This window comes from Rossellomorea sp. QJM3NY_18 (assembly GCF_056173145.1).
In genome coordinates this window covers 421,177-434,988 of record NZ_CM149659.1, presented here as the reverse complement: position 1 = coordinate 434,988, position 13,812 = coordinate 421,177, and the positions used below count along the sequence as shown (strand labels likewise).

The 13,812-nt window shown below is 46.6% G+C and carries 12 protein-coding genes, 1 pseudogene and 1 other annotated feature; of the genes and pseudogenes, 2 read left to right on the top strand and 11 right to left on the bottom strand.

The window, feature by feature from the left end; genetic code table 11:
* Positions 1-35: 35 nt before the first annotated feature.
* The 9 genes and pseudogenes from AC0VXY_RS02290 to AC0VXY_RS02250 all read right to left on the bottom strand — a co-directional run bounded on the left by AC0VXY_RS02290 (position 36) and on the right by AC0VXY_RS02250 (position 7,534).
* Positions 36-1,553, bottom strand: a complete 1,518-nt coding sequence (locus AC0VXY_RS02290; protein WP_475526749.1) for an aldehyde dehydrogenase family protein — start codon at positions 1,551-1,553, stop codon at positions 36-38.
* 24 nt (positions 1,554-1,577) lie between these two features.
* Positions 1,578-2,351 carry an enoyl-CoA hydratase-related protein gene (locus tag AC0VXY_RS02285; RefSeq protein WP_435993732.1) on the bottom strand — a complete coding sequence of 258 codons (774 nt, stop codon included), beginning with the start codon at positions 2,349-2,351 and terminating at the stop codon, positions 1,578-1,580.
* A gap of 12 nt (positions 2,352-2,363) precedes the next feature.
* Positions 2,364-3,143, bottom strand: a complete 780-nt coding sequence (locus AC0VXY_RS02280) for an enoyl-CoA hydratase/isomerase family protein (RefSeq protein WP_475526748.1) — start codon at positions 3,141-3,143, stop codon at positions 2,364-2,366.
* Positions 3,136-3,444, bottom strand: a complete 309-nt coding sequence (locus AC0VXY_RS02275) for an EthD family reductase (protein WP_475526747.1) — start codon at positions 3,442-3,444, stop codon at positions 3,136-3,138. The genes AC0VXY_RS02280 and AC0VXY_RS02275 overlap by 8 nt, the downstream gene beginning before the upstream one ends.
* A gap of 42 nt (positions 3,445-3,486) precedes the next feature.
* Positions 3,487-3,966 (bottom strand): 1,2-phenylacetyl-CoA epoxidase subunit PaaD, encoded by a 480-nt coding sequence (gene paaD / locus AC0VXY_RS02270; protein WP_435993738.1) that lies wholly within the window; start codon positions 3,964-3,966, stop codon positions 3,487-3,489.
* A gap of 13 nt (positions 3,967-3,979) precedes the next feature.
* Positions 3,980-4,798: a 1,2-phenylacetyl-CoA epoxidase subunit PaaC gene (gene paaC / locus AC0VXY_RS02265; RefSeq protein ID WP_475527794.1), complete on the bottom strand. Its 819-nt coding sequence runs from the start codon at positions 4,796-4,798 to the stop codon at positions 3,980-3,982.
* Complete coding sequence (gene paaB, locus AC0VXY_RS02260) at positions 4,795-5,151, bottom strand: 1,2-phenylacetyl-CoA epoxidase subunit PaaB (protein ID WP_034760966.1); 357 nt, start codon at positions 5,149-5,151, stop codon at positions 4,795-4,797. The genes paaC and paaB overlap by 4 nt, the downstream gene beginning before the upstream one ends.
* Positions 5,152-5,167: 16 nt before the next feature.
* Positions 5,168-6,136 carry a 1,2-phenylacetyl-CoA epoxidase subunit PaaA gene (gene paaA / locus AC0VXY_RS02255; protein ID WP_435993743.1) on the bottom strand — a complete coding sequence of 323 codons (969 nt, stop codon included), beginning with the start codon at positions 6,134-6,136 and terminating at the stop codon, positions 5,168-5,170.
* 73 nt (positions 6,137-6,209) lie between these two features.
* Positions 6,210-7,534, bottom strand: a pseudogene (locus tag AC0VXY_RS02250) (phenylacetate--CoA ligase family protein).
* A 251-nt stretch (positions 7,535-7,785) separates the two neighbouring features.
* Between AC0VXY_RS02250 and AC0VXY_RS02245 the strand changes: the two are divergent.
* Entirely contained in the window at positions 7,786-8,694 is a 909-nt protein-coding gene (locus AC0VXY_RS02245) for a DUF899 family protein (RefSeq protein ID WP_435993747.1), read from the top strand.
* Positions 8,695-9,083: 389 nt separating this feature from the next.
* Here AC0VXY_RS02245 and AC0VXY_RS02240 read toward each other — a convergent pair whose 3' ends face one another.
* Together AC0VXY_RS02240 and AC0VXY_RS02235 are read right to left on the bottom strand one after the other, a co-directional pair.
* Positions 9,084-10,640: an ABC-F family ATP-binding cassette domain-containing protein gene (locus AC0VXY_RS02240; RefSeq protein ID WP_475526746.1), complete on the bottom strand. Its 1,557-nt coding sequence runs from the start codon at positions 10,638-10,640 to the stop codon at positions 9,084-9,086.
* Between the two features lie 103 nt (positions 10,641-10,743).
* Positions 10,744-11,859, bottom strand: a complete 1,116-nt coding sequence (locus AC0VXY_RS02235) for an NAD(P)/FAD-dependent oxidoreductase (RefSeq protein WP_435993751.1) — start codon at positions 11,857-11,859, stop codon at positions 10,744-10,746.
* Positions 11,860-12,161: 302 nt separating this feature from the next.
* Positions 12,162-12,371: a binding site (T-box leader), on the top strand.
* A gap of 74 nt (positions 12,372-12,445) precedes the next feature.
* Here AC0VXY_RS02235 and AC0VXY_RS02230 point away from each other — a divergent pair.
* The gene (locus tag AC0VXY_RS02230; protein ID WP_475526745.1) at positions 12,446-13,789 is read left to right on the top strand and encodes a sodium-dependent transporter; all 1,344 of its coding nucleotides are present in this window, start codon (positions 12,446-12,448) and stop codon (positions 13,787-13,789) included.
* The last annotated feature ends 23 nt before the right edge of the window (positions 13,790-13,812 follow it).

Sequence of the window (13,812 nt, the reverse complement as noted above, 5' to 3'; positions counted from 1 at the left end):
CTGATAGGACAACCCCCCTGCTTGATGCTGGTTTTTTATACGCCAAATGGATTTAACGGACGGTTTCCGAAGTACGAAATGATACTCTTCGTTTCTGTATACAGATCCAGCGTTTCTACACAGAGCTCACGGCCGAACCCTGACTGCTTGTAGCCTCCGAACGGAGTACCAGGGAAAGCAGAGAACGGGCAATTCACCATGACGATTCCTGCCTGGATCGCTTTCGATACTCTTGTTGCACGGCCATGGTTTTGAGTCCATACGGCAGAACCCAATCCATATTCACTGTCGTTCGCCAGTTTGATCGCTTCTTTTTCATCCTTGAACTTCATGACAACCACGACAGGACCGAAGATTTCTTCTTTTACAACCTTCATATCATGGTTTACATCAGTGATGATCGTCGGCTCATACCAGTAGCCATTTTCGAAGCCTTCCACCTTGGCCGTGCTTCCCCCGGCGAGGATCGTTGCTCCTTCTTCTTTGGCAGACTGAACATATCCATCAATTGTATCCAGCTGACCCTGGTTGATGATCGCCCCGATATGAGTCCCTTTATCATGAGGATCTGCAAGCTTCAGCTTCTTCGTTTTTTCAACGAATTTCTCCATGAACTCATCATAAATGTCTTCATGGACATATAATCTTGAACGGGCTTCACAAGACTGCCCAGTATTATAGAAGATTCCGAACAGGGAACCGTCGACGGCCGCATCCACATCGGCGTCCTCAAACACGATATTCGGAGATTTCCCGCCTAATTCTAGAGTCACCCTTTTTAACGTTTGGGACGCTTTTTCCATGATGTTTTTACCGATCGGAGTGGAGCCGGTGAAAGCCACTTTATCAACCTTTTCATGCTCCACTAGATAATTCCCCACAGAAGAACCAGCTCCCGGGATGATGTTGACGACCCCTTCCGGAACCCCTGCTTCAATGCAGATTTCCCCAAGGACGATGGCAGTCAGAGGTGTAAGAGTCGCGGGTTTCACAACAACCGAACAGCCTGCGGCAATGGCAGGGGCGATTTTCCATGCAGCCATCATCAGTGGATAATTCCATGGGATGATCTGAGCGCAGACACCGACCGGTTCTTTCTCGGCAACGTTTGTGAATTGACCTGGTACGTTATTGACCGTTCCGCGGTGACCCACGATCGCGCCTGCATAGAATTCAAAGTCTTCGATTGCCTGCATCACTTGACCTTGTGCCGCAGATAACGATTTCCCGCTGTCCATGATTTCAAGAGATACAAGTTCATTGAAACGGGATCTCATAATGCCTGCAATTTTATTGAGGACACGGGAACGTTTATTGATCGGGAACTTCTTCCATTTTCCGAAGTCGAATGCATTCCTTGCTGCCTCTACCGCTTTTTCCGCATCTTCTGTTGATGCCAGTGAAACGGTGGCGATCGCTTCACCAGTTGCCGGGTTATACGTCGTAAAGGTTTCTCCCGATGTGCTTTCCATTCGCTGACCATTGATCACCAATGAATAATGTTCTCTTTTCATTTCAAGGACTTCAAAGCTCTGTTCTTTTACTGTAGACATAATTCCATCTCCTTTTAGGTTGGTTTATTTTCCGTGAAAGGCTGGTCTTCTCTTTTCCATGAAGGCTGTCACACCTTCCCGGTGATCTTCTGTCTGTCCTGCAATCCTCTGGGCACAAGCCTCTTTTTCTAAGTATTCGTTGAAGGAAAGCTCTCCGCTTCCCTTCAATAAGCGCTTCATCAAGCCGATTGCCTTTGTCGGCATGGAGGCGATTCTTTCTGCGAACGCAGTCGTCTCTTCCTGCCACTCATCAACCGGTACGATTTTCGTGACGAGGCCAAGTTTTTCAGCATCAGTTGCTTTGATCTTCTCACCAAATACAGCAAGCTCCAGTGCTTTCGCATATCCGACAATCTTTGATAAGTAATACAGATTTCCTGAATCAGGGACCAATCCAACGTGGACAAATGCTTGAACAAAACTCGCTTTCTCTGACACGATCCTGAAATCACATGCAAGTGCCAGACTGAATCCCGCCCCTGCAGCCACTCCATTGACTGCGGCGATGACAGGTTTTTCACACTGCTCGATTTCCTTCACCATCGGTCCATAGTTATGTCGCAGCACTTCTCCGTGATCCATATCTTCATCCACCTCACTCAGATCCTGCCCCGAGCAAAATGCCCTGCCTTCCCCCGTGATGACGATGGCCCTCACGTCTTCATTTCGCGAAGAGTCCTTCACAGCCTTCTGGATTTCCAGATTGAGTTGGCGGATAAAGGCATTCAATTTATCCGGTCGGTTCAGGGTGATCCAGGCTACGTTATTTTTCACTTCATAGGTAATCGTTTCAAACATACTGCAGCCTCCTTACTTCCCTTTAAAATGAGGTTTCCTTTTTTCTACAAAAGCCTTCATGCCTTCTTTCTGATCTTCAGAGGCAAAAAGCAGATAGAAGTTCTTGCGCTCATACTGCATTCCTTCATAAATCGAGGAATCCACGGCTTTATGTACAGACTCCTTGATCAAGCGAAGGGAAAGCGGGGGCTTGGCAGCCAGTTTCCTCGCAAATTTCTCTGTTTCTTCTATTAATAGCTCTCTCGGGATCGTCCGGTTGATAACTCCCCATTCGAGTGCTTGGGAGGCTGTAAACATGTCTCCCGATAACAGCCATTCCATAGCACGGGATTTCCCGATCAGCTTCGTGAGCCTTTGCGTCCCGCCTGCTCCCGGCATGACCCCGAGATTCACTTCGGGAAAACCGAGGCTTGCATCCTCCGCCGCGAACAAAAGGTCACAGCACAGGGCAAGTTCAAATCCCCCTCCTAACGCAAACCCCTGGACCGCTCCGATGATCGGCTTCTTGATCCAGGCCAGACGGTCCCATTCGGTGAATTGATTCAAGAGCTCCAGATCAATGGCACCGTCCTCTGCCATTTCATCGATGTCGGCTCCTGCAGCGAACGCCCTCCCCCTGCCGGATAACACTATCACTTTCACATTGTCGTTCCGGTCCAATGCTTCGAAAGCATGGACCAATTCCGATACCATAGGACGATTGATGGCGTTGAGGACTTTCGGTCTGTTCAGTTCTACAAAACCAAGTCCGTCCCTCTCGCTCACTACGATATATTCGTACTCTTTATTCATTCACTTCTTCGCCGATCATAAGTGTGACAAGTTCTGCTGCGAAGCCCATAAGGTCCTTCCCTGAAGCTCTTCCTTCATCGGATTTCATGGCTGCCTTCAGTGTTTCATGACTGTCATAATACATTTCGCACATTAAATAATATTTGCCTTCCCCGCCCATCGGTGATCCGACGATACGAGTGAGATCCATCTTCTTCAATCCAGGGATCTTCGCTGTGATCGGACCGTGGGTATTGAAGTAGTGCTCATCGAATTTCTCTTTGTTTTCAGGGTGCTTATATAACGCGATTAGTTTTACCATAATGGAATCTCTCCTTTGATTTTCAGTAGTTTACTAGATTTTTCACATCATCGTGGATATAGGTTTCATGGCTTCGAACGGGTTCCGGCACTGTTTGCAGTAGAGGATGCTTCTGCAGGCGGTCGGCCCGAACAGGTTCTCCATGGAGGTATAGGGGGAATCACAGTACGGGCAGTGAATCTCCCAATCTTCTTCCCCTGTAAAATGTTCCGGCGGCGGCGCGATGCCGAATTCCTTCAGCCGCTCCCGTCCATTCACTGTCAGTCGATCCGATGTCCAGGGCGGAGAATAGACGAACTCCACCTGTACGGACCCTACGTCCAGTTGTTCTCTGCACGCCTTCTCGACATTGCCTTTAATGATGTCCAGTGCCGGACAGCCTACAAAAGTGGGAAGAAGCTCGATTACAAGGGTTTCTTCCTGTTGATCGACGCGATTGACCATTCCGAGATCCACAATGCTGATGGAATCGATTTCAGGATCTTTCACAGTTTGAAGAACATCTAAAACGGTAGCAGTCATTTTCCTTCATCCTTTACCAGCTTGCAGCCGGATTTGTTTGATAGACTTCGCTCAAGGTCGAAAGTGCCGTATCCAGTTCAGGGGTGTGTTCACCTAAGCGTCCATTCCCCTTTTTCATGCCTACAGTCGGTGGAAAGGAAAGCTGACAGGACCTGAAGACCGGCTCGAGCGCGAGTTCCCAACGTTTTGTTAAACTTTCTTCCCCTTCGATCAAAGCCATAAGGGACATTTCTTTCCCCCTTGGCCCCAGGGTCAGGACTCCCGCGAATTCTTCCAGTACTCTTTCCGTTGCCTTATTCATACGCTCCCTTGCTTCTCCGCCTGCATTCATCAACTGTATGAACCAGGTTTTCCAGTGAAGCAGGTGGTAATACAATTCTGTGTTGATCTTGACGGCCATCTCGGCAAGTGGTTCATAGGAAGAATTCTTAAGCGCATCGATCCGCACTTTTTTTGCCACACTGTAAAAATAATGCCGTACAACAGCAAAGGCCCAATCATAGCGTGGCTCCTCCATGTAGTTTCCGGGTCCATTCACTTCTTCAAGGAGAATGGCATTTCTTCTTTCTGGCGCTTTCCGACCATGGGCGAGATGGTCCTGATCCCCTTCTCCCAACGCTTCAAGTAGCTGATAAAACATGGTCGCATGTCCCATTGTGTCCTGGTTGATGGAAGAAAACGCGACATCTTCTTCGATATGGGGAGCGAGCCCCAGCCATTCAGATCCCCGGTAAGCAAGGATGAAATCGTCATCAGCCAGCTGATATAAGAGGCTCAGGAGGGCTTCCTTGTAATCTGCATTCGGAATGTCCTGTGGACTTTTCACGTTCATTTCTTCTTCACCAACTCTCCCCATGACATGATTTCTTTCTCATCAAGCATTTCCTGTTCGTACTGTCTCCACTTCTTTTTCAAATAGCCGTAGCCCTTGGCGTTACGGTAATCTTTATTATCAAGACGGGAGACGCTCTCCCTTTCTTCGGGGGTCATCATCCGTACATCCGACCGTTTCACGACCCATATATCCGAAACAGGCTCTCTTCTCATGAAATTCTCTTGAGCCATTACCATGGCAAGCTCATGGTTGGGAGCCAGCAGACTGAACTGATGCTGCATCTGTGCCCCGTCCGACCGTTTACTGAACACTTCAAATTCCTGATAAAAGTTCTGACCCTTGTCTGACATCTCTTCTCATTCCCTTCTAACTTACTCGGTCACCTGGGCTTAACGCTTCCCGGACCCACGCATTGTTATCGTAGGATAATTCCCTTAAACGGAGGCGGTCCTTCGATTTTGGCCCTTTGTTGCGAATAATTTCCTTAAAGCGGCTCCAGTCGGGCTGCTTATAGATCCATAAGTCCTGTTCTTCATCAAAGTACATCGTTTCATCCGGGAGCGTCAGACCCAATGACAGCATTCTAGGAACATATTTCGTAAAAAAGTCCTGACGAAGCTGTTCATTGGTTTTCGTGCGGATGTTGTACTTGATGGTAATATCCTGCTTGGAAGATCCCGTTGTCTTCGCGTCCCCAGGTCCAAAGAACATCAGAAGCGATTCCCACCAACGGTCCACCGCATCCTGGACCAACGCTTTCTGATCCGGTGTACCTTCTGCTAATGCCATGATGATTGCCTCACCATGCTGTGCATGGAATACTTCCTCGGCACAAATTCTCTTCAGCGCCCTGGCGTATGGTCCATAGGAAGCATGAAGCATATTCGTTTGTGTAATGATTGCCGCCCCGTCCACGAGCCAGCCGATCAACCCCGCGTCTCCCCAGGTCGGTGCCTCCATATGAAAGACGTTATGAAACTTCAAATCTCCAGAAAACAAATCCCTCATGATATGCTCTCTCGTTTTCCCATAAGGCTTCATCAAATCTTCCGCTACACGAAGCAAAAGCTGGCCGTGCCCCATCTCGTCCTGAACTTTTGCCATGATCCCCAGTTTTCTTCTGAGGGTAGGTGCTTTCGGGACCCACTCCTTCTCAGGGAGTGCACCCATGATTTCACTTATGCCGTGCATAGATATCAGCTTGATCAGCGCATTCCGATATTCATCCGGCATCCAGTCATCGGCTTCGATTTTTTCGTCATTTTCGATCTTTTTCATAAAATGAGCCATACGCTCATCTTCCGTCAATGGTTGATTTGTCAATATATCACTCATTGCAGCCCCTCCTTTATTACACCATTACCACGTTATGATGAAATCGTGTGATAGGTATTTTTCTCAAAAAAATTTATTGAAGCATGGCTTCTCCCCTAAGATCAACAATCCGGATGGCTTTTCCTTCCGAACGGGGTATTTCCCTGGGAGCTCTCACTTTGACATCCATGGAAACGTAGCAACGATCTTTCATCAGGCCCTTCACTTTTCTTTCCAATTCATTCAGACGGTCATGATGCAAGTCGTTCGACACCCCATTAAAACATTTATCCGTCACCTCAACCTGCAGCTCCACCAAATCCAGTGCCCCTTTTTCTTCAAGTGAACTTGATAATGTGGTGCAAGGTCATTTATCTGAAGCAGAAAATGCTCCATTTCGGATGGAAACACGTTCACTCCCCTGATGATGAGCATGTCATCGACTCTTCCTTTCACCCTGGACATCTTCACCGTTGTTCGTCCACATGAGCATGTTCCGTGCTGAATCGAAGCGATATCGCCGGTCCTGTACCGGATGATCGGAAAGGCTTCCTTCGTTAAGCTTGTAAACACAAGCTCCCCGACTTCCCCTTCCGGCAGGGTCTCTAACGTATCAGGGTTAATGACTTCAACGAGGAAGTGATCCTCTGCAATATGAAGACCGTCCCGTGCTTCATGACATTCCATGGCAACCCCGGGTCCGATGACTTCACTTAACCCGTAAATGTCACATGCTTTAATATCCATCTTCCGCTCCAGCGTCTTCCTCATTGAGTCCGACCACGGCTCGGCCCCGAAGATTCCATATTTCACAGAAAGGGAAGCTGGATCCTTCCCTTGTGCTTCCATTGATTCAGCTAAGTTGAGAACGTAAGAAGGCGTACCGCATATGATAGATGGCTTGAAGTCTTCCAATAACGTGATTTGCCTGGACATGTTCCCTCCTGACACCGGAACCGTGATCATCCCGAGCTTCTCACTCCCATAATGAAGGCCAAGGCCCCCGGTAAATAAGCCATATCCATATGCGTTATGCAGGACATCTCCCGGTTTCCCGCCTGCCATGCTGATTGCCCGCGCCACGATTCCGCCCCACATATCAATATCATTCTGGGTATAACCTACGACTGTGGGCTTCCCACTCGTACCGCTTGAAGCATGAACCCTGACCATTTCCTCACGCTCTACGGCAAACAGGCCGAATGGATAATGATCCCGAAGGTCCTTCTTTATTGTAAGCGGTAACATTTTTAAGTCCGCCAAAGACTTTATATCTTCCGGCTTGATGCCCCTTCTCTCAAACTGCTCCCGGTAAAAGGGAACTTTCTCATAAACGACTGAAGCAACATGTTGCAGTCTCTCTAGTTGAAGGCGCTCCATTTGCGATCGACCGGCGGTTTCAATCTCATGCAAAATCAATGTATCGGCCTCCCTGATATGATATAAAAATATATTTATATAACGTTATTAATTCGTTTATAAAAATATGTGTTATATTTAACTACTCAAAAGATAACGTGTCTTCTGAAAATTGTCAATATATTTTCAGAAAATTTAATTAAAGTACATTCGTTGACGACCAGATAAGATACGATCATCTCCTGAAAAGAAGGACATCTCACTCCAATACAGAATCTTACATATGACAAGTTCTAATAGGAGGCAATAAAATGACCACATTTGAAGGAACGAAGGAAATACAGGCATTAGAGTTGGAAATCATGGAAAAGAAAAGGCAGCTTGCACAGCTACGCAAAGAACAAGCTCCGCAAAAGGTTGAAAACTACCTCTTTTTAACAACTGATCAACAGACCGTTACACTGGAGGAACTTTTCAAAGACAAGGATGAACTTATTATCATCCATAATATGGGGAGGAAATGTCGCTATTGTTCCATGTGGGGGGATGGCTTTAATGGGGTGTATCATCATTTGTTAAGTCGTTGTGAATTTGTTCTATCCTCTCCAGACGACCCGGCCGTTCAAGAAGACTTTGCAGCTTCAAAAGGGTGGTCCTTTCCACTTGTATCATCGAAAGGAAACACTTTTTCACAAGACCTCGGGTTTAAAAATGAGAAAACCTCCATGCCTGGAGTATCCACTTTCAAAAAAGGTGAAGAAGGTATGATTTATCATTGCAGCTCTGCTTACTTCGGGCCCGGAGACGAATATTGCGTCATTTATTCTTTACTGGATTTATTACATGCTCCATCTGAAGATTTTGTCCCTCAGTTGAAGCATAACCTTCGTTCATCCTTTCAGCTCACTCATAATGTTGCAGTTGGAGTGAAGCATTACCATGAAGCGATTCAATTTTACACGAATATCATTGGAATGAAGGTTGAAGAGCAGGGACAAAAGGAAACAAAGTTCTCGATGAATGGTCGGAATTTCTTCATTGAAGATAGTGATCATAACACCGTGCATTTCGAGTTCGCTGTGGATGATTTTGATAGAAGCAAGCAAAAGCTCCTGGACAGCGGCTGCAGGGTAGATCACGTCTATCATTCAACAAGTGAAATGATATCTGATCCATTTGGATTGTCGTTTCATTTGTATGAGGTCCGAAAAACCAATTAAATAAAAAAAGCCTGCCATGAATTCCTCCAAGGCAGGCTTTTTCCATACTATTCAGTAGCCGGTTTAAGGATTGTCTCTTCCTTCTCAGCTTCTTCCTGTAATTCTTTATCACGTTTAATCTTCCAGTTTCCAACCGACAGGGCCACTCCGCCTATTTACTCAAAACATAGAAATATGGGAGATTTTTCTGTGCTCCGCTTATTTTACTCTCTCTGGTAGGGCAAGAAATCTTAATGAACCGTATCACAAGTAAATACATAAGGTTTTTGCCTTCCTAATAAAGAAACTCGCGAAAAAATTCCTGCGGCGAGTTCTACTTTTTTATATACCATTGATGAAAAGCACCTCAAAACGGTACGGTTTAGTTATTTGAGGGAATCGGCTTTTTATTAAAACAATTTGGTTGTCCAATCTTCACAGTTCCATACTTCCGTCGCTACATCCTGATAGAAGTCAGGTTCGTGGCTGATTAAGAGCACGGTGCCTCTGTATTCTATCAATGCCCGCTTCAACTCTTCTTTAGCCTCAACATCCAAGTGATTGGTCGGTTCATCAAAGACAAGAACGTTCGATTCTTTGTTCATCAGTTTACATAGTCGCACCTTTGCCTTTTCCCCGCCGCTCAGCACTTCTACCTTGCTTTCGATATGCTTCGTCGTCAATCCGCATTTAGCCAGGGCCGAGCGAACTTCCGCCTGGTTAAGGGATGGGAACTCGTTCCACACTTCTTCAATGCATGTGTTACTATTTTTTGTCTTGATTTCCTGTTCAAAATAACCGATATGAAGATAATCACCAAGCTCCACTGAACCGGAAATCGGCTTGATTTCCCCGAGGATGCTCCGCAATAGAGTCGTCTTCCCGATTCCGTTGGCTCCTGATAGAGCAATCTTCTGACCACGCTCCATCTTCAGGTTGAGCGGTTTTGATAACGGTTCATCGTACCCGATCACAAGATCCTTCGTTTCAAAGATGACCCTGCCGGCGGTTCTCGCTTGTTTAAAATGAAACTCCGGCTTCGGCTTTTCCGCAGCCAGTTCGATTACATCCATCTTATCAAGCTTTTTCTGACGGGACATGGCCATGTTACGGGTGGATACCCGGGCCTTATTGCGGGCCACGAAATCCTTCAACTCCGAGATTTCCTGCTGTTGTCTCTTGAAAGCCGACTCAAGCTGCTGTTTCTTCATTTCATGGACCCGTTTGAATTCATGATAGTCCCCTGCATAGCGATTCAATTCCTGATTTTCCATATGATAGATCAGATTGATGACACTATTTAAGAACGGGATATCATGAGAGATCAGAATAAATGCATTTTCATATTCCTGCAGATAGCGTCTCAACCAATTGATATGCTGCTCATCAAGATAGTTGGTAGGCTCATCGAGTAATAGGATGTCCGGCTTTTCTAGTAAAAGCTTTGCCAATAATACTTTCGTCCGTTGTCCCCCACTTAGATCGTGGACATCTTTATCCAATCCGATATCATCCAACCCAAGGCCACGGCCGATTTCTTCCACCTTGGCATCAATGATATAGAAATCATTATTCGTCAACGCATCCTGAAGGGTACCGGTTTCCTCCAGCAATTCTTCCAGTTCTTCCGGGGTAGCCTCCCCCATCTTGGCAAAAAGCTCATTCATTTCTGTTTCCATATCAAACAGGTATTGGAAGGCAGTTTTTAAGACGTCCCGGATCGTCATGCCCTGCTTCAACTGGGCATGCTGATCCAGGTACCCGATACGGATACGCTTCGCCCATTCCACTTTCCCTTCATCAGGCTCAAGCTTTCCTGTAATGATATTCATAAAGGTAGACTTTCCTTCTCCATTGGCACCGATCAAGCCGATATGTTCACCCTTCAATAATCGGAAAGATACATCGTTAAAAATCGCACGGTCACCGAAACCGTGTGTTAAGTTTTTGACTGTCAATAAACTCATATCGTAAACACCTTTTCTTCCTAAACTAAATTTCGCTCCCTCTATTATAAGGGTCATTCCCTATAGAAGATAGAGGGAAATGAGCTGGTGGCTTTTTCTTCTTTTACTCGACGGCCCCTGCTACATCATAGTCAGCAGGATCAAGTTCTGTGGGTTCACCGAGAGCAAGTTTCGCAAGCTCCGAACCAAGATATGGCCCCACCGTCAAACCCGATGCCCCAAGTCCATTGGCCACCCAGACACCATCCAATCCCGGCATGGCACCAAAAACGGGAAGGAAACCAGGTGTGAACGGGCGAAATCCGACTCTCGTCTCAAGGATTGCACTGTCACCAATTCCCGGTGCAACGTCCATAGCCTTGTGAAGAATTTCGTGCATCCCCCCAGCGGTTACCCGTTGATCAAAACCGACATCATTTTCGTGAGTGGCCCCTGCCACAACTCTACCTGCAGGGAAGGCAAGAAGGTATTGATCATTAGGTGGCATGACGACCGGCCATTCGGCGGTCTCCTGCCCACCTGCTTGCAGATGGAGAATCTGCGCTTTTTGGGAGGATACAAGAAAATTGATTCCAAGAGGTTGAAAGAGTTCGTTCGCCCAGGCCCCGGCCGTCACAATCACTCCGTCCGCCCGAAGTACTTCGTCTCCTATTTTGACATCAATAATCCGATTGTCTTCGTTTAACAGCTTGGCATCCCCTTGTCGCAGTGTTGCTCCTTGCTTTTCAGCTCCATTTAAAAGGGCCTTCCTCATCGCTCTTCCATCCACCCTGGCTGCACCACTGACATGAACAGACTGATACTCCTCAGAAAGAAGTGGAAAACGCTGCCTTGTTTCTTCTGCCGTCAACATGGTCAGCTCTCCGATTTCCGGAGCATCCTCCCTGCGTTTCTCCGCTCTCTCCATCATTTTATGGAGCTTATGCACATCCGTGTGGAGACTGATGGCCCCCACCCGTTTATAACCTGTTTCAGTCTCGCCGTCTGCTTCGAGCTGTTCTATGATGCTCGGATAATACTTCGCCCCACCCTTTGCCAGGCGATACCACACTTTATTCCTGCGTTGTGACAGCCACGGGCAGACAATTCCTGCCGCTGCATCCGTTGCCTGTCCGGGGTCCTTTCGATCAATGATTATGACATCCGCTCCTGCTTTCGCGAGATGATACGCCGTGGAAGCCCCGAGAATGCCGGCGCCAATGATAATAAATGATTTCATGTAAAACACCTTTTCAGTCCATTTTTTCTTTATTTTACTTGAGAAGAAGGGCGAACTCAATGGCTGCACGTTTCAATGGGCGGGGTCGGCTTGTACCAGGTACAAGTTGCTCTTTTTGTACCTGGTACGCCTCAGCCTTTTTGTACCTGGTACATCCCCACCTATATGGACCAGGTACACAATCATCTCCACACCTGACAAAGCCAAAAACCACCATCAATTCCAGACAATTCTCACTACTTTTCCTGAAATAGATTGACAAGTCGTTTTGATTCATGATAAAAATTGTATAACCTAATATTGAATAAGCTTTGAAGGAAACTAGTAGCGGACATTTCCCTGTTTAAGAGAGCCGGTGGTTGGTGTGAACCGGTACAAAGATGAAGCGAATTTCGATTCCGGAGCTTCTTTTGACGAGATCAAAAGACGGGTAAGACCGTTATGTGTGAAGAGTGATGAGAATAATTTTCTCATAACTAGGGTGGTACCGCGATATCCAAATCGTCCCTACGATATGTAGGGGCGATTTTTTTATTTGGTCAGAAATTACCCTCACACGTCAATAATAACCGAAAGGAGAATGAGAATGAGTCAGCGTGAACAGTGGTCATCGAAAATCGGCTTTATTTTAGCGGCAGCCGGGTCTGCCATCGGATTGGGGGCCATCTGGAAATTCCCTTATATAGCCGGTGAAAATGGAGGCGGAGCATTCTTCCTGATCTTTATTTTATTTACTTTATTACTCGGCCTTCCATTATTACTGGCTGAATTCTCAATCGGACGTACGTCCGGAAGCAACGCAGTGGATTCGTACCGAAAGATCGCTCCCGGCACCAAATGGCACTGGGTCGGGATACTCGGGATGGTCACATCCTTCATCCTGCTGTCCTTCTATAGTGTAATCGGGGGATGGATCGTCGTTTATTTATTCAAAGCTGTTACAGGACAATTAAACGGCCTTTCATCGGATCAATACGCAGAAGTGTTCGGGGCAACGATTTCAAATCCCGGGATAAGTGTATTCGTTCAGCTTCTCTTCATCTTGATGACCATCATCGTGGTGGCCAAGGGGATTGAAAAAGGGATTGAACTCGCGAGTAAAATTATGATGCCGGCATTATTTGTTCTTTTCATTCTGTTAGTGATCCGCGCTGTGACCCTTGATGGGGCAGTTGAAGGAGTTACATTCCTGCTCCAGCCCGACTTTTCCAAAGTAACGTCACAGACGATTTTAGAAGCGATGGGTCAATCGTTCTTCACGTTAAGTGTCGGGGTATCGGTGATGGTGACATACAGCTCATACCTTCCAAAGACACAGAGTCTTCCACGTTCGGCCATTTCGATCGTAGCGATGAATATCTTCATCGTATTACTGGCAGGACTTGCGATTTTCCCGGCAGTCTTTGCTTTTGATTTAGAGCCTGGCGCGGGTCCGGTGCTGCTATTCAACGTACTGCCTACCGTGTTCAGTCAGCTTCCTTTCGGGATGCTCTTCTTCATTGCATTCCTTGTGCTATTCTTATTCGCAGCATTGACTTCTGCGTTCTCGATGCTTGAGATCATCGTTTCCGTCATTTCTAAGGGGGACCCCGGAAAGCGTACGAAATGGTCGTGGATCATCGGTCTTGCCATCTTCGTTTGCGGCATTCCATCGGCATTGTCTTTCGGGGTACTTGGTGATATCACATTGTTTGGCAAAACCATATTTGATTTAGCCGACTTTACTGTTAGTAATGTATTGCTTCCAATCGGATCATTGCTTATCGCTCTCTTTGTACCGCTGAAAATGAAAAAAACAGCTTTATATGATGAATTAAAGCAGGGAAGCGGGTTAAAACGGGGATTATTTGAAACCTGGTTCTTCTTGATCCGCTTTGTGGCGCCGGTGTTAATACTATTCGTCATGCTTGATGTCCTGGGAGTATTTTAATCCCTTCTGCTCCATGCAAAAGG